Raw genomic sequence first — 16,926 nt, 5'->3', positions numbered from 1 at the left:
CTGATGACCAACCGTCTGGTGTTGTCCGGCACCGTGTGCAGGACTCCCCTTCGAAAGGTCAGTCCATCAGGAATTCCTCACTGCCAGTTCGTGCTTGAGCATCGTTCTGTGCAGGAGGAAGCCGGTTTTCACCGGCAGGCGTGGTGCCAAATGCCCGTTATTGTTAGCGGACACGAAAACCAGGCCATTACTCACAGTATAACGGTCGGCAGTCGCATAACCGTTCAGGGGTTCATTTCATGCCACAAGGCAAAGAACGGACTGAGCAAAATGGTTTTGCATGCCGAGCAGATTGAATTGATAGATTCTGGAGACTAGCCATATGGCACGTTATTTCCGTCGTCGCAAGTTCTGCCGTTTCACCGCGGAAGGCGTTCAAGAGATCGACTATAAAGATATCGCTACGCTGAAAAACTACATCACCGAAAGCGGTAAGATTGTCCCAAGCCGTATCACCGGTACCCGTGCAAAATACCAGCGTCAGCTGGCTCGCGCTATCAAACGCGCTCGCTACCTGTCCCTGCTGCCGTACACTGATCGCCATCAGTAATCGGTCACGGTCCATTAATACGACTTTGAGAGGATAAGGTAATGCAAGTTATTCTGCTTGATAAAGTAGCAAACCTGGGTAGCCTGGGTGATCAGGTAAACGTTAAAGCGGGCTATGCTCGTAACTTCCTGGTACCGCAGGGTAAAGCTGTTCCAGCTACCAAGAAAAACATTGAATTCTTCGAAGCACGTCGCGCTGAACTGGAAGCTAAACTGGCTGAAGTTCTGGCAGCAGCTAATGCTCGCGCTGAGAAAATCAATGCACTGGAAACTGTTACCATCGCGTCTAAAGCTGGCGACGAAGGTAAACTGTTCGGTTCCATCGGTACTCGCGACATCGCTGACGCTGTAACTGCAGCTGGCGTTGAAGTGGCTAAGAGCGAAGTTCGTCTGCCGAACGGCGTTCTGCGTACCACTGGCGAACACGAAGTGAGCTTCCAGGTTCACAGCGAAGTATTCGCGAAAGTGATCGTAAACGTAGTAGCTGAATAATTCGTTATTCAACGAGACGTAAAAACGCCGACCATTGGTCGGCGTTTTGCTTTTGTAGCGAGCACTTGCAGATATCGATAAGGGCCACAATAAGCAGCCCTACGAAGATAATTACTTAGCTGCCTGAATATCAGCCAGCATTGGGGCAAGGGCTGGGTTGTCCTTAGCGAAGTTTGCGTACATTGGCTGTACTTTCTCGATAAACGGAGCTTTATCTACCTGGTAGACTTTCACGCCCATTTTATCCAGTTTTGCAAATTCTTGTTTCTCTTCCTCGCTCCACAAGTCTTTCATGTAGCTCATTGATTCTTTAGCTGCTTTTAATATAACTGCCTGATTTTCCGGGCTAAGTTTATCAAACGCAGCATTGCTCATCAGAACCACATCGGGAACCATAGTGTGTTCGTCAAGGCTGAAGGATTTTGCCACTTCACCGTGACGCATGGTGGTCAGCGCCATCACGCTGTTTTCTGCCATATCGACCACACCCTGCTGTAAGGCTGTATACAACTCGCCGTAATCCAGTGGCGTCGGGTTACCGCCCATGACTTTGATCATTTCAACTGCGCCAGGACTTGGCTGGACACGGACTTTCATGCCTTTGAGATCGTCTGGTTTCAGTACTGGTTTATTGCCGTAGAAACTGCGGGCGCCTCCATCATAAAAAGTCAGCCCGAAATAACCTTTGCTTTTCGTTGAGTCGAGGATTTTTCTCCCGATATCGCCCTGCATGACCTGATAATAATGATCACGATCGCGGAACAAATAAGGCAGGCTAAATAATTTATAGGAATTTTCAAATGCTTCCATTTCTGCCGCGTTGGTTTTTACCAGTGGAATAGCGCCAGAACGAATCAGCTCCATTGTTTCTCGTTGAGTACCCAATGTTCCATTTGGATAAATACGAATAGTAATATCACCGTTAGAGTACTCTTTGCTCTTTTTCGCAAAGAACTCCATCGCTTTATGAACAGGATGAGACTTATCCTGATTATGACTCAGTTTTAATGTCACTGCCCAGGACTGGCTTGCGGATAACATAAGAACAGCACCGATAATGCCAGCGGATACTTTTATTTTCATAGATGTTCCTTTTCTAATAAATATGGCGGCAGGTGCCGCCAGTGAATGCGCATCAGTAACCCAGTGCTCTTGGCAATGCCATACTGATTTGCGGAATATAGGTCACCATTGCCAGCACCAATACCATCACGGCATAAAATGGCAGCATAGGTTTGATAATTTTATTAATCGGTAATTTAGATACACTACAACCGACAAATAACACACTGCCTACAGGCGGAGTACAAATACCGATACACATGTTCAGTACCATGACAATACCAAAGTGAATCGGGTCCATGCCCAGTTCGGTGACAACCGGTAAAAATATCGGCGTAAAAATCAGTACCGCCGGTGTCATATCCATAAAAGTGCCGATAATCAACAGGATAATATTGATAATAAGCAGGATTATTATTGGGTTGTCAGAAATAGTGTTAAGCAAATCGAGAATCAGGAAGGGAACGTCAGCGTTTGACATCGCCCATGACATTCCCATCGAAGAACCAATTAATAACAAGACAATTGCAGTGGTAATAACGGATTCCAGAAATATTTTAGGTAAATCTTTAACTGAGATTTCACGATAAAGAACCAGTGCAAGGAAAAGGGTATAAATTACTGCAATTGCGGAGGCCTCTGTCGGGGTAAAAATACCACTTAATACACCCCCCATAATTAAAATAATCAGGAAAATACTGGGGATAGCCATCCATATCGCAACGCCAGCCTGGCGTAAAGTCGGGCGTTCTGGCTTTGGATAACCGCGACGTACCGCGATAATACCGGCTATTACCATCAGTGCCAGACCCAGCAAAATTCCCGGAACATAACCCGCCAGGAACAGTGCGGCAATAGAAGTACCACCACTGACCAGTGAATAGACGATTAACGTATTACTTGGTGGAATAAGCAAACCCGTCGGGGCAGAGGCAACGTTAACCGCAGTACTGAATGCCGGGTCGTAGCCCTCTTTAACCTGTTGCGGATGCATGACGCCGCCCATCGCAGCCGCCGAAGCAACAGCTGAACCAGAAATTGCCCCGAACAGCATATTGGCAAGAATATTACAGTGAGCAAGTGAGCCAGGCAGTCGACCGCCAAGAATTCTGGCAAAGTTGATTAATCGTCGCGCTATTCCTCCATGATTCATAATGTTGCCAGACAAAATAAAAAATGGAATTGCCAATAATGTAAAGCTATCTAACCCGGAGGCTAACTTTTGGGAAACCACACTCAATGCTGAGTTGAAATCGAGTTGTGTGGAAATTGATGCCAGTGTGGATAAACCAATGGCATAAACAATAGGTACACCTAATGCCAACATAAAAAAGAAGGCACCAAATAACACAATAATCGGTAACCAGTAATCCATAATTTCTCCATTCCTACTATGGTTGGTTGTTGTTTATTATCTTTAGAGTGGTTGTTTAAGTTCTGTTAAAACCATATCTATGGTGTATATAATAATAAGAACACCACTAATCGGGATACTCATATAGATATATCCCATCTGCCAGCCTAAAGCGGGTGAGGTTTGACCTGAATCGAATGTGTCCAGCGTTAATAGCCCACCACCATATACCATAATGATGGTAGAGAAGATAATAACGATAATCTGAATACACAAAAATAAATGACGCCGGGCTTTTCCTTTCAGCATCATAGGAAGCAGATCAATCGCCAGATGCCGGTTCTGCCCCGCGGTATAGGCACCACCAAAAAGGCCAAGGCAAATAAAAAGCAAACGACTGAGTTCATCCGTAAATATACTGGGGCTTTTAAATATAAATCGTGCTACCACTTGCCATGTCACACATGCCACAATGATCGCCAAAATGGTAATATTCAATGTTGCAAGCAGAGCATTAATAGATCTAATTATATTTCGCATAGTGATTAACCTTTGCAATATCATTCATCCTGTGGCTGGTAAATTGTCCCATTAAGAAAGCCAGGCCAGTTTTTTTCAAACCAAATGCCGCGGATAGTGGGAAACTCACGGACAGGTGTTTCTCTGACGTGAAAGATACTGTTGCAATAATGAATAAGCAGTTTATCTTTTTTATCCTCAGTACGCTCTGAACGAAAGCGCCAGGCATCACAAAAACCATTTCGTGTTTGCGGAATAGAATTTCCATCCCTGTCGAGAATAATACGTGCTCCCCGGCTACCACCACCTGCATCAATATAATGTGTCAGTTGAGTTAAGACGGCGGCAGAAGTCAGCGTCATATGCCGCCACATAAACAGCTCGGCAACTTCACCCACATGTTTGATTGCCAATCCATGTCGTTGCACAAATTCGTTCAATAGCAGGGCATCACGAGTGGCACGTCGGACTTTATCGGCATGGCAAATAAATCCCGCATGGTCAGACATTCGTGCCTGAATTTTTTCTCTCACAACCGACAACGGCATCCCGGTCCCGTTATCGTGCGCCTGAGTAATGATCTCTCTTATAGAAGCCAGTGCCGGAGCTGCCAGCTGTGCTATATCTCCATCAATATTCCGCTTTTGCGTGCAACCAATAAAACGTGCCAGACGAACAGCAAAAACCTGCCCGGCATTCAACGCCGCGCCGCCAGGTCGGGTGACGCCGTGTGTGCCAGCAACTTCCCCCACTGCAAAACAACCGGGCAGAGATGTTTGTCCCCAGATATCGACTTCAATGCCGCCATTCATATGCTGATTATTCATGGCAAACTGCAATGGCTGCGTGGTGAGATCGTAACCGTGCATCTTATACAGCGAGATAGACAGCGGATTCATTCGTTGCAGTCGTTCGATGGGCGATGGTGCCAGAGCGTCGTTATTTTCCAGATACGCGCGAACGTCGTCGTCCAGTCGATCTAATGAGAACGGCAGGTCACCCGGCACAGGTTCAGGATTACGATTGAAATCCATAAATACCTGACGCCCTGATTGCTGCTCTTGCGCTACTGCCATATCTAACAAGCTGGAGCCAAAATCCATTACCCGCGTGGCGTGGAACGGCCACTGATAGCCTTTACGGAAAATGTTTGAAGCCAGCTCCTGGGTGGTGCGATAGTAATCCGCGAGGAAGTTATACTCGTTACCCCCGGCATCCACGGAATAGATATATGGGATCACCTGTACATAAGTCCCGGACAAATTCCACGGAAAGGTGCTGCGCGTTGTGCCGATACCAAACTGGCTTTCGGTCAGATTGGTGAGCGTCAGACCTTCCTCCAGCGCCAGCCCCAGTGAGCCGAAACATTTGTGTGGATACACACTGTCGCGATAAAGCTCGCCAGGCCCTCCTGTTGCCAGTACCACATTGGGCGCAGTCACAATTGCCAGCCCCCATGGGTTATGGGCGCGATGACCGGTCGCGAGGATTGCCCCCGCCACGCGGTCTTCGCCGTTTTCGTCACGCTGATGTAGCAGTTTAATCACTGTTGCACTGGTCAACATTGGGATAGCAAGACGCTGTACTTCTTCCAGCAGCACTTTCACCATTAACCTTGAGGTACGCGGCCCACACGAGGTTGCACGCCCGGCTTCGTCATGGTCGGTTTGATAACGAAGAATCGCGCCATAGCGATCTTCCGGTAATTCCAGACCAAGATATTGCAACCCGCCTAGAGTGTGCAGAGAACCTACCGCTTCGACATAAGCGGTGTCGTGATCCATCGCCCCACCGCTCGCCAGTGCCTCTGCCAGTTTGGTGAAGTTGTCGCCGTTGCCCGCGGTAGCGGCGGTAAACAGTGTTTGTTTATCAGAGCCAGAACATGCCGATGTCCCCATATATAACCCGGCGGTGGCGATCAGCACATTTTGCTGGCGGCGTTTAAGTTCAACTGCCGCACGTAATCCTGCTGCGCCGCTACCAACGACCAGCGCATCAACTTGCCAGATCGGGTAATCAACATCCTCAACGGTGACAATTGACGCTGGCTCTGCTGACACAAAACCCTTTGGAAAAGTGACGTGTGTGAGCGCATCAAGGAGGGTGTCATCAAGCTGGCTCATGCATCCTCCATCGGCGTAAACAGGCTACTTTCCATCAGGCGTGGCTGATTGATAATTGGACGGAAGGCCATATACGGCAGAATGTCGCGCTCAATCTCCACACCTGGTGCGATTTCAATTAATTCAACGCCTTCTGCCGTTAACTGGAATACTGCACGTTCAGTGATATACAACACTTCCTGACCACTTTGCTGTGCGTAGGCGGCGCTAAAAGTGATTTTTTCCACCTGGGTAACCAGTTTAGGGATTTGACCTGACTGGGCGATATGCAAGCCATCTGGCGTTACATCAATCTTGCTACCTTTGGCGTCGAACGTGCCGCAGAACACCACTTTACGGGCGTTTTGCGCAATTTCGAGAAATCCGCCGGGGCCAATCAGATTGCCATTGAGATGGGAGACGTTGACGTTACCGTACTGATCCATCTCTCCCATGCCGAGGAAGGTGATATCGATCCCTCCGCCACTGTAGAATTCGAATTGATCGAGTGATGGAATAATGGCATCGGCGTTACGGGCGCAGCCGAACAGAGCATCATCCAGCATCATGCCGTTATGTACACCCTGTTCTACACTCAGCCACAAACTTTGATAAGGCACGCCTTCGCGCAGCGCTACGCCTGGAATACCGCCCGGAATACCAAAGCCAAAGTTGGTTGAAGCGCCTGCCACCAGTTCCCGTGCTGCCCGACGGGCAATCAGGCGACGCACCGGATGACTAACCAGTTCAATAGCGTCGTTAGAACTTAGACGGCGATGTTGACCGCTAATGGTCAGGTCGTAACCACCAAGATAGGTTTGCGGTTGTTCGCGGTGCTCAACGATGCCATCAACCAGAATCCCCGGTAATTTGACCCGACGTGGTTCAATCGCGCCAGCTTCCAGCACATCGCGTACCTGTACGAACACTTTGCCGCCGCTGTTGTGTGCTGCCAGCGCCATGGAATAGCTATCCATATCAATCGCTTCTTCTTCAAGGCTGACGTTGCCTCGAGGATCGGCATAAGTGCCACGCAAAATCGCGTAATCCACTTTGAAAGGGCGATAACGAAGTTTGGTTTCACCATCGATTTCAATCAGTTCTACCAGGTCGGTGGTAGTGCATTCATTCGACTTACCGCCGCCATTGCGTGGATCAACAAACGATCCCAGCCCAACGTGGGTAAAAAGCCCCGGACGTCCGGCACCGATCTCCCGTAGCAACGCCTGAATCACGCCACCAGGGAAACAGTAGGCTTCAATAGCATTGCTTTTCACCAGTTCCTGCATCTTGGGCGACCAGGTAAAATGTCCGGCAATAATGCGTTTGAGCATTTCGGCGTGAGCAAAACGGTTAGTGCCTTTGCTGTCGCGATCGCCAATACCCAGCGAGTGGATTAATGTCAGATCGCGCGGGTGTCCGGTTTGCAGGAAACGCGCTTCAATAGCAGCCAGAATATGGTCGGCTTCCACCATACCGCCGCCGTTACCGCTAATAGCAATAGTCGCACCGTCCTGAATTTGCGCCGCCAGTGCCTCGGCGGTTGTTATCTTACGCATACAATTTCCTTATTGATTATGGAAGCTCACGCTACTTTTTTCGGCAAAGGCGCGCGTCGCCTGCTGGCAATCCTGAGTGGCGGACATTAATCCGGCCAGTAGCTGGTGCGGGTAATCGGCATGTTTATTTTCCAGTGCCAGAATCAGTTGCTTAATATGTGCAAGCGCCACCGGACCACATTTTTCCAGCTGCGCTAACTGATTCGCCATCCAGCTTTCCACCTGTTCTTTTTCTACCACTTCATCAATTAAATTCGCCGCCTGAGCTTCCTGCGCCGTCAGGCGTTTACCCAGCATCAGCATCTGGCGACCGACCACCGGACCGACCTGATTAAGCACGCGTTCAATGCCCATCCAGCCAGGCACCATGCCGAGCATTACTTCCGGATTAGAGAATTTCGCGCTGGGGCGAGCAATACGAATATCGCAGCACAAGGCAAGTTCAATACCACCGCCGATGGTATGACCGTTGAGATTCGCAACCGTTAATTGAGGTAAATTGCGCAGGCGATTAAAAACGTCATTGCCGCGTTTAATCCATTTTCTGCCCATATCTAATGGCGAATAGGCTGACCACGATTTAATATCGCCGCCTGCACAAAAGAATTTATCGCCGGTTGCCGTTAATTCGACTAATCGTAATGTGGTGTCGTTTTCAATTTCATTTAAATAATGGTCGAGAGATTCGATCATTTCTTCATTAATAGCATGACATTTATCTTCACGGTTCAATGTCAGGCGGCAAGAAGCCGCCGCTCTGCTGAACAGAACGGGTTGGTCACTCATGATTATTCCTTAGCAATAATGCGCGATGCGATCGACGCTAATATCCAGTGTGCTGTCAATATCTTGCTGCCACCAATACGGTGAGAATATTTCCAGTTCAATAGCGCCATTAAATCCGGCGTTTTCAACCAGCCGACGAATTGACGGAATATTGATGACACCATCTCCCGGCATTCCACGGTCATTGACCAGATCGGTGGTCGGCACTAACCAGTCGGAAACATGAAACGCGAGGATGCGTTTTCCGGCACGCAGGATCTGACTGACGAGATCCGGATCCCACCAGACATGGTAGACATCTACCGCCACGCCGAGGCCAAATTCGCCATCGGGATCGAGTTCATCACACCAGTCCAGCGCCTGACGTAACGTGCACAGACAAGAACGATCGGCAGCAGTCATCGGGTGCAGTGGCTCCAGTGCAATTGGCACACCGACATCTTTCGAATGTGGCAGCAACTGGCGAATCCCTTGTTTCACCTGTTCCCGCGCTTCGTACAGATCTTTTGTTCCCATTGGCAGACCGCCAACCACCTGCATATAACAGGCGGCGTTCAGTACAGCGGCGTCGTCCAGCGCCCGGCGGTTATCGTCAATCGCCAGTTTGCGCTCCGCCAGCGTCGGTGCGGTGTAGTAGGTGCTACGGCACAAACCGGAAACGTTTATGTTACTGGCAGCAAGCTGGCGGGCGATTTGCTGGAGATCTTCACCCTGCAACTCCCTGCGCCAGGGGGCAATGGCGCCAATACCGCGTGCGGCGCAGGCATCAATAATGGCGGGCAGCGGCGTTTTATAGCCCAGTGTCGCGGTATTGATACTGAATAAATCCGGGCGTTGTAACAGATCTCTCATGATTCAGCCTCAGAAGCGCGGCATACTTAAGCCGCCGTCGATGGCGACCGCCTGACCACAGGTGTAAATCAGTTTACCTTCCGCCATCGCGCGGACAGTGGAAGCAATATCAGCCGGATAACCCCAACGTCCCCACGGCACCAGACCTTTGGCAATCAGTTCGTCGTAATAGGCCGTTGCCGGAATAGTCATATCGGTTTTGATGAGACCAGGACGCACTTCATAAACGCCAATTTGTTCATTACAAAGGCGAGCAGCAAACAGACGAGCAGCGGCAGAAACGGCGGTTTTGGCAATGGTGTATTCGCCGCGATTCATCGCCAGCATGATGGCGTTGATTGAACTGACAAAAATAATCGAGCGGTGCGGCAGCTCCGCTTCCGGTTTCGGCTGTGCGAGCAGACGTTTACTGAATGCCTGAGCGAGGAAGAACGGCGCGCGGGTATTGATGGCAATGTTTTGGTCGAAACTGTCTGGCTCGAGATCGAGGAGGTCACCGCGCTTTTTCACTGAAATCCCTGCGTTGTTGAGCAGACAGTCCAGACGCCCCCACTGGTTTTGCGCCGCGTCGAGCATCTCTTCATGCAGGGAGAGATCGCCAACATCGGCAGGGAAGCAAATGACCTCCACGCCTTCTGCCATACATTCTTGTTGTGTGATATGCAGTTTTTCTACGCTGTCGGCATCAGGGCGATCGTTAATCAGCAGGTTAAACCCGCTACGAGCAAGTTCCAGCGCACAACCCTTTCCAATACCACGTGCAGCACCAGTGATGACAGCAACAGGACGAGTGGATTTCATACAATGACCCTCTTTTGAATATTGTTTCCTTGAGTGATGATTAGCTTGCGACTGGAAGGTAAAAAGATCAACCATCTAGTTGGTTGATATGCGAGAGTGATCACAGGTAATTTGATAACTCAATGAAATTACGACTTTTATCCTTTTTGCTGTCGCTGAGATCAAATCCGGTTATGATAGCCATCACGAAGAGGAAGTGGGGAAGTGGAATGTATCTTGATACCAGTCACGCACAAAACCTGAAGGAAAAATTGCTGCTATGCGCGGTTAATGAATTTGCCGAATATGGTTACGAAGGGGCCAGAGTAGATAATATTGTTAAGGCAGCAGGGTGCAGTAAACAGACGGTTTATCACCACTTTGGTAATAAAGAAAATTTGTTTATTGAAGTACTGGAATATACCTGGAACGATATTCGCGAAAAAGAGAGAGAGCTTGACATTTCAGGGCTTTCGCCGGTTATTGCGATCGAGAAAATAATTGATTTTACTTGGGATTATTACATCAATAACCCGTGGTTTTTAAAAATTGTCCATAGTGAAAACCAAAGTAAGGGTGTGCATTATAAAAAATCAAAACGCCTCGCTGAAATTAACCATGCACATTTGCAGTCAATGGCTTCATTATTAGAAGAAGGGCAGCGGCAGAAAACCTTTAAGAAATATATTGATCCCTTACAAATCAACATTAATATCGCCGCACTGGGTGCATATTATTTAATAAACCAGTACACACTGGGGATGGTTTATCACATTAGCATGGTTTCACCTGAGGCTTTGGAAGCCAGACGCAGGGTGATCAAAGAGACCATCCTGAGCTGGCTTTTGGTGAACCCTGCCCGTGGGTAATCAGCGTGCGCGGATGAAATTACCATCAGGTTGGCGGGTGAACAGGACTTGCTGATTATTTCCCGTATCAATGGTTAAGCCGGTAACCACCCCATTCGCATTTTGACGGATTTTAACAATCTGACCATTTTGCAGGTTACTGAGTGGTTTATCCGCGCCCTCGACCTGGGCCATAGCGTACACGTCTGTAGGCGGCAAATTATGGTCGCGGAACAGCTGGGCAAGGGTCTTGCCTGGTTCTACGCGATATGTCCGCCACTGTTGATCGATACCACTTTCCGGTTGGAAAGATTGTGTCTCTGCAACAGGTGGCTCTTCAGGTTGACCTTCCTGAATAGGTTCCGGCGCGACCGGGGCGACCTGATCCGGATCGTTTTGCGGCGTCACTAAATGTGCCTGTAGCTGTGCTTCACCTGGGGGGGGTGATTGCATATCTAACTGCGCTTCGCGGGTGACAACAGGCATCTGGCGTGTTTCATCTCCAGGCAGAAGAATACCGATAATCAGCACTATTGCCGCAATAATGACTCCCCGGCGATGCATCGGCGGCAGCGGGTCCATGAAGCGAAAATTGTCCGGCGCGTGCCAGACTTTCTCCAGGGTTGGTTTTAGTTCAAAGCGCCCGGGCATGGTTTCCTCCTGCTCCGCGTCTTGTTCCTCAATCATAGCCTATGAATAAGCTAACGCTATGATGTCCGTGGTAAACCCGCCTTTATTATATTCATACGGGATATTGCTATTGTTTCTTTTTCCCCGGGATTTGTCATCATTCCCGCGACAAAGTTTTACCCAAAGAAGTGTGGCTGATATGCTGCCCGCTACTTTATACCCTAAGAAAGGAAATACGATGACCACCCCAACTTTTGACACCATCGAAGCGCAAGCAAGCTACGGCATTGGTTTGCAGGTAGGGCAACAACTGAGTGAATCTGGCCTGGAAGGGCTGCTGCCAGAAGCACTGGTTGCAGGCATTGCTGATGCGCTGGAAGGCAAACATCCGGCTGTTCCGGTTGATGTGGTGCACCGCGCGCTGCGTGAAATCCACGAACGCGCCGATGCCGTTCGTCGTCAGCGTTTCCAGGCGATGGCTGCTGAAGGTGTGAAATACCTGGAAGAAAACGCCAAAAAAGAAGGTGTAAATAGCACCGAATCTGGCCTGCAATTCCGCGTGATCAACCAGGGTGAAGGCGCAATTCCGGCACGTACCGACCGCGTTCGTGTTCATTACACCGGTAAACTGATCGACGGCACCGTGTTTGACAGCTCCGTTGCTCGCGGCGAGCCAGCTGAATTCCCGGTTAACGGCGTGATCCCTGGCTGGATTGAAGCACTGACTCTGATGCCGGTAGGTTCTAAATGGGAACTGACTATCCCGCAGGAACTGGCATATGGCGAGCGTGGCGCAGGCGCGTCCATCCCTCCGTTCAGCACCCTGGTGTTTGAAGTCGAACTGCTGGAAATCCTCTAAGCAGCGCATTCTGTTCCCCTCGAACCAGAGGGGAGCAGGCATTCAGCAATAAACCCTTCAGTTTGCCAAACGGCGCTATTTTATGTTGCAAAGACCCCGTAAGCGTGTATTTTTGTGAGCTGTTTCGCGTTATCACCGTGATATGACACTCACTTTAAACATAAAATTAACATTAGATCTAAATCTTAGTATTCATCCCGCGTATTGTTACCTAATATCGATGAGTCCCGATACAGATTCGTCGTATCATAGACTGACTAAAGGCCGTAGAGCCTGAACAACACAGACAGGTACAGGAAGAAAAAAACATGGTAGATCAGGTAAAAGTCGTTGCCGATGATCAGGCTCCGGCTGAACAGTCGCTACGGCGCAATCTCACAAACCGACATATTCAGCTTATTGCCATTGGCGGTGCCATTGGTACAGGGTTGTTTATGGGGTCCGGCAAAACGATTAGCCTTGCCGGGCCGTCGATCATTTTCGTTTATATGATCATCGGTTTTATGCTCTTTTTCGTGATGCGGGCAATGGGGGAATTGCTGCTTTCGAATCTGGAATACAAATCTTTTAGTGACTTCGCTTCCGATTTACTCGGGCCGTGGGCAGGATATTTCACCGGCTGGACTTACTGGTTCTGCTGGGTTGTAACCGGTATGGCAGACGTGGTTGCCATTACCGCCTATGCGCAATTCTGGTTCCCTGGGCTTTCTGACTGGGTTGCTTCGTTATCCGTGATCATTCTGTTACTGGTTCTAAACCTCGCCACGGTAAAAATGTTCGGTGAGATGGAGTTCTGGTTTGCGATGATCAAAATCGTCGCCATCGTGTCGCTGATTGTTGTCGGCCTGGTCATGGTGGCGATGCACTTTCAGTCACCGACCGGTGTGGAAGCATCATTTGCACATTTGTGGAATGACGGCGGCTGGTTCCCGAAAGGCTTAAGTGGCTTCTTTGCTGGATTCCAGATAGCGGTTTTCGCTTTCGTAGGGATTGAGCTGGTAGGTACCACCGCTGCGGAAACCAAAGATCCAGAGAAATCACTGCCACGCGCGATTAACTCCATTCCGATCCGTATCATTATGTTCTACGTCTTCTCGCTGATTGTGATTATGTCCGTGACGCCGTGGAGTTCGGTAGTCCCGGAGAAAAGCCCGTTCGTTGAACTGTTTGTGTTGGTAGGTTTGCCTGCGGCTGCCAGCGTGATCAACTTTGTGGTGCTGACCTCTGCGGCGTCTTCCGCTAACAGCGGTGTCTTCTCTACCAGCCGTATGCTGTTTGGTCTGGCCCAGGAAGGTGTGGCACCGAAAGCGTTCGCTAAACTCTCTAAGCGCGCAGTACCCGCGAAAGGGCTGACCTTCTCTTGTATCTGTCTGCTCGGCGGCGTGGTGATGTTGTATGTGAATCCCAGCGTGATTGGCGCGTTCACGATGATTACAACCGTTTCCGCGATTCTGTTTATGTTTGTCTGGACGATTATCCTTTGCTCGTACCTGGTGTATCGCAAACAGCGTCCTCATCTGCATGAGAAGTCGATCTACAAGATGCCACTCGGCAAGCTGATGTGCTGGGTATGTATGGCGTTCTTTGTGTTTGTTCTGGTGTTGTTGACACTGGAAGATGACACCCGCCAGGCGCTGCTGGTTACCCCGCTGTGGTTTATCGCGCTGGGGCTGGGCTGGCTGTTTATTGGTAAAAAACGCATGGCGAAGTAATGCCGCGTTTATAACTCTGAAAGGTACCTGCGGGTGCCTTTGTCTTTATATATTCCTAAAAAAATCTACCATCATAGACAGCCCTCAGGCGCGAGCTTACCGTGGATCTTTGCCACTCGTTGCAGAGTTCATTATGGTTAAGCGCAGTTGGTTATTAATCGCCGCATTACCTCCCTCTATTTCACCTTCCTGGGGCGCGGATTTTTATTACCGCCAGCAGGAGAAAGGCACGGTTTATGTTGTCGAACAGAAGGGGGAAAAAGATGAGATCCTCTCCGAATTACCAGATATTAATTTTTCCCGCCTTTGGCGTATTGCCAATTTAGCCAATAAACAAGATTCCCGGTTACTGTCCGATTTTAATCCCGATAAGTTCGATTGCGATGATGAGGGGGATTGCGAACATGCCTGGCTCACCGATGGACGCTCTGTTCTTTGGTCTGGCAAAGTCCTGAAAAATCCCCCCGGTAAACCTATAGTCGACGCTGCCAGTTTTCAGGCATTCGGCGCTTTCGCTGCTGATAAACGCAGTATCTATTTTGATGGTCAGCGTACCGATGATAATAGCGGTGATAAGCAGGTGGATATGTCAACGCTTGAAGAGACGGACATCTGGAATTTACTGCGTGATAAAAATAGTCTTTGGCATAAGGGGCACTGGTTGGGAAGCGCTGACGGATTTCAAATCCTGCGGCATGATTCCTCCCTGCAATTTGTTGTGCAGACAAATTCGCAGGTGATTGTTAATGGCAAGCCACTGCCCGCCGATCGCAAAACTTTTCAGATTAAACGTTGGATGCCTGGCGAACGCTTAGTTTATCGCGATAAAAGCGGCGAGCGTGACTATGAGCTGGAGGATACCAGCTATCGCTGTGCACCTTTTAATATTGGTCTGAATAACGTGTCCTGGCTCAAATATGAAGCCACTCCAGCGGGCAGTGAGTGTATTTATGAAACGCTGGCGGGAGTTGATCCGGAATATTTTTATCTGTTTGTTCGGAATACCGGTTTATATAAGAACCAAATATATAAAGTCACAATTAACGCCCTGGGCGAAGGTGAGTTGGTTAATCTCAAGCCAGAGGATCTCTCCGACTCACTTGAAGCAGGGGGTAGTTGGGGATTAACTAACACGTTTATATCAACAGACGGGCAGCTTTACACTCAACAAGCGACTGGAATTGGGAAAGAACACGCCCAACAAGGTGAATGGCTGCGTTATAACTTAGGCAAGGGAGGTTGGTTATCGGTGAAGCAACCCCCGAGCGGGCTTAAACCCTTATTTAAATAACCTATTCACGCTAACAGCATCAGGATGACGCTATGTTACCAATTAAACCCGTTTGTCTCGCACTGGCTTTATTTTCACTCAATTCAATAGCCTGCTCCGGCGTACCATCTGCCTCTTTTTATTACCAACCGTGGGGGCAAGGAACAAAATATATTGTTGAAGATAGCGATGGTTACGGACTCTATTTTCCGGATATTCATTTACCGCAGGTGAGGTTCAAACAACTGCGCCGTGTATCTGACGGCACTGATGATGAATATGATTCTCCTGATGATATCAATAATGATTTTGTGCGGGTGGATGGTGGCGCTTATATCAGAACCAACGGTGGTTGGCGTTTCGACTGGTTGACTGATGGCCGCCATATTTTATGGGCAGGGAAAATAGTTCAGAACCCGCCGGGAACACCGAAAGTCGATGCCGCAACATTCCGCGCATGGGGGCGTTTTGCTGCCGATAAAGACAGCCTCTATTTTGATGGCGAACGCACGGATGATAATCACGGCGAAAAGCAGGTCGATATGGATTCGCTGCAACAGGTGGGGGGAAGGATGAATTCACTTGATTCCGCGGATGTGCTGAAAGATCGTCGCAATCTTTACTTTCAGGGGCGCTGGTTAGGTAGTGCGCAAGGGTATTCTATTCTTGACATTAAACCCTGGACACGTCGTCCCATTATTTATTCACCTAATAGCTGCGAAAGCAAAAGTAATCCGGGACCCTGGGATACAATCTGGCGGACTAAATCGCAGGTCTTTGTGAATGGAGATGCCATCAACGCCGATCCGGATACCTTTCATATTGTGCGCTGGATAGCCGGTTCACTGCTAATTTATCGCGATAAAGACGGGGAGAAACGTTATGCGTTCGGTAAAAACTGCCGAAGTATATTTGACCTACAGCGGGATAAAGTAACCTGGATGACGCGTGATGCTTCCAGGCGTGCTAATGACTGCCGGGTTGCGACAATTCCTGATGTTGATCCGGAATATTTTCGCCCGCTGACGGAGAATGTGGCGCAATATAAAGATTCGCTCTATCTGGTGAAATATATATCTGCGGTCGAAAAAACGCTGTCGGTCATACATTTACCAGACCCACAACAAGAATTACAGAAAGGTGCTAATGTTGTAGGGAACAAAATTTATTTCATCGCGCGCGATGATGTGACTATTTTTGATATTAATGGGCAATGGCAGTGGTATAAAAGCCCCGATGGCACACCATTAAATTATTTAGCACATGACGATCGCTATACGTATTTTATTGATGAAGACACGGTTGAGCATTTTGAACTGAAAGGCCAATGGACGTGGTTTAAATACGCCAATGGTCAATTATCAGATACCTTTGCTCATGATGACCACTATATTTATTACGTAGGCGATGGGCTGGTACGTGATGCGAAGCGGCGTAATGAGACTCGACAACTCGATGCGGCGCATCTTGATAAAAACGGCAGTTTGCTTACCGTTGAAGGTAAGTACACCAGTTACAACAATGAATTACTTCCACTGAATGACTGAATAAT

Annotated in this window: 17 protein-coding genes; 8 read left to right on the top strand and 9 right to left on the bottom strand. The window is 48.8% G+C overall.

Going from position 1 to position 16,926, the window contains the following annotated elements:
* Positions 1-3: 3 nt before the first annotated feature.
* Genes priB through rplI form a run of 3 tightly spaced genes read left to right on the top strand, consistent with a single transcriptional unit; the run spans position 4 to position 1,041 of the window.
* Positions 4-318 (top strand): primosomal replication protein N, encoded by a 315-nt coding sequence (gene priB, locus ACJHWR_RS04635; RefSeq protein ID WP_001296681.1) that lies wholly within the window; start codon positions 4-6, stop codon positions 316-318.
* Positions 319-322: 4 nt separating this feature from the next.
* Positions 323-550: a 30S ribosomal protein S18 gene (gene rpsR / locus ACJHWR_RS04630; protein WP_000135199.1), complete on the top strand. Its 228-nt coding sequence runs from the start codon at positions 323-325 to the stop codon at positions 548-550.
* 41 nt (positions 551-591) lie between these two features.
* Complete coding sequence (rplI, locus tag ACJHWR_RS04625; RefSeq protein ID WP_001196062.1) at positions 592-1,041, top strand: 50S ribosomal protein L9; 450 nt, start codon at positions 592-594, stop codon at positions 1,039-1,041.
* Positions 1,042-1,152: 111 nt separating this feature from the next.
* On the opposite strand, the gene ACJHWR_RS04620 is transcribed toward rplI, so the two are convergent.
* Genes ACJHWR_RS04620 through ACJHWR_RS04585 form a run of 8 tightly spaced genes read right to left on the bottom strand, consistent with a single transcriptional unit; the run spans position 1,153 to position 10,076 of the window.
* Entirely contained in the window at positions 1,153-2,124 is a 972-nt protein-coding gene (locus tag ACJHWR_RS04620) for a TRAP transporter substrate-binding protein (protein ID WP_000695886.1), read from the bottom strand.
* Positions 2,125-2,176: 52 nt separating this feature from the next.
* Positions 2,177-3,478 carry a TRAP transporter large permease gene (locus tag ACJHWR_RS04615; RefSeq protein WP_000386846.1) on the bottom strand — a complete coding sequence of 434 codons (1,302 nt, stop codon included), beginning with the start codon at positions 3,476-3,478 and terminating at the stop codon, positions 2,177-2,179.
* A 42-nt stretch (positions 3,479-3,520) separates the two neighbouring features.
* A complete protein-coding gene (locus tag ACJHWR_RS04610; protein WP_012311688.1) occupies positions 3,521-3,997 on the bottom strand; it encodes a TRAP transporter small permease in 477 nt (158 codons plus the stop codon).
* Positions 3,998-4,017: 20 nt separating this feature from the next.
* Positions 4,018-6,099 (bottom strand): FAD-binding protein, encoded by a 2,082-nt coding sequence (locus ACJHWR_RS04605; RefSeq protein ID WP_000080366.1) that lies wholly within the window; start codon positions 6,097-6,099, stop codon positions 4,018-4,020.
* A complete protein-coding gene (locus ACJHWR_RS04600; protein WP_001226970.1) occupies positions 6,096-7,637 on the bottom strand; it encodes an acyl CoA:acetate/3-ketoacid CoA transferase in 1,542 nt (513 codons plus the stop codon). Before ACJHWR_RS04600 ends, ACJHWR_RS04605 begins: the two co-directional genes overlap by 4 nt.
* A 9-nt stretch (positions 7,638-7,646) precedes the next feature.
* A complete protein-coding gene (locus ACJHWR_RS04595) occupies positions 7,647-8,423 on the bottom strand; it encodes an enoyl-CoA hydratase/isomerase family protein (RefSeq protein ID WP_001283555.1) in 777 nt (258 codons plus the stop codon).
* A gap of 9 nt (positions 8,424-8,432) precedes the next feature.
* Positions 8,433-9,275 carry a sugar phosphate isomerase/epimerase family protein gene (locus tag ACJHWR_RS04590; protein WP_001205230.1) on the bottom strand — a complete coding sequence of 281 codons (843 nt, stop codon included), beginning with the start codon at positions 9,273-9,275 and terminating at the stop codon, positions 8,433-8,435.
* Positions 9,276-9,284: 9 nt separating this feature from the next.
* Entirely contained in the window at positions 9,285-10,076 is a 792-nt protein-coding gene (locus ACJHWR_RS04585) for a 3-ketoacyl-ACP reductase (protein ID WP_000843407.1), read from the bottom strand.
* Positions 10,077-10,285: 209 nt separating this feature from the next.
* Here ACJHWR_RS04585 and ACJHWR_RS04580 point away from each other — a divergent pair, with 209 nt between their 5' ends.
* Positions 10,286-10,924 carry a TetR/AcrR family transcriptional regulator gene (locus tag ACJHWR_RS04580; protein WP_001361377.1) on the top strand — a complete coding sequence of 213 codons (639 nt, stop codon included), beginning with the start codon at positions 10,286-10,288 and terminating at the stop codon, positions 10,922-10,924.
* Here ACJHWR_RS04580 and ACJHWR_RS04575 read toward each other — a convergent pair whose 3' ends face one another.
* A complete protein-coding gene (locus ACJHWR_RS04575; RefSeq protein WP_001119488.1) occupies positions 10,925-11,554 on the bottom strand; it encodes a LysM-like peptidoglycan-binding domain-containing protein in 630 nt (209 codons plus the stop codon).
* Positions 11,555-11,771: 217 nt separating this feature from the next.
* Between ACJHWR_RS04575 and fklB the strand changes: the two genes are divergently transcribed.
* From fklB to ACJHWR_RS04555, 4 genes are all read left to right on the top strand, one after another.
* Positions 11,772-12,392: an FKBP-type peptidyl-prolyl cis-trans isomerase gene (gene fklB, locus ACJHWR_RS04570; protein ID WP_000211225.1), complete on the top strand. Its 621-nt coding sequence runs from the start codon at positions 11,772-11,774 to the stop codon at positions 12,390-12,392.
* A 308-nt stretch (positions 12,393-12,700) separates the two neighbouring features.
* Positions 12,701-14,104, top strand: a complete 1,404-nt coding sequence (gene cycA, locus ACJHWR_RS04565; protein WP_000228367.1) for a D-serine/D-alanine/glycine transporter — start codon at positions 12,701-12,703, stop codon at positions 14,102-14,104.
* Positions 14,105-14,237: 133 nt separating this feature from the next.
* A complete protein-coding gene (locus ACJHWR_RS04560; RefSeq protein ID WP_000240851.1) occupies positions 14,238-15,395 on the top strand; it encodes a hypothetical protein in 1,158 nt (385 codons plus the stop codon).
* Between the two features lie 32 nt (positions 15,396-15,427).
* Entirely contained in the window at positions 15,428-16,921 is a 1,494-nt protein-coding gene (locus ACJHWR_RS04555; protein WP_000936769.1) for a hypothetical protein, read from the top strand.
* Positions 16,922-16,926 lie beyond the last annotated feature (5 nt).

This window comes from Escherichia sp. WS568, assembly GCF_046486085.1.
Classification (GTDB): Bacteria; Pseudomonadota; Gammaproteobacteria; order Enterobacterales; family Enterobacteriaceae; genus Escherichia; species Escherichia coli.
Note: the sequence above shows the minus strand (reverse complement) of the source record. Positions and strands in the feature narration are given on the sequence as shown.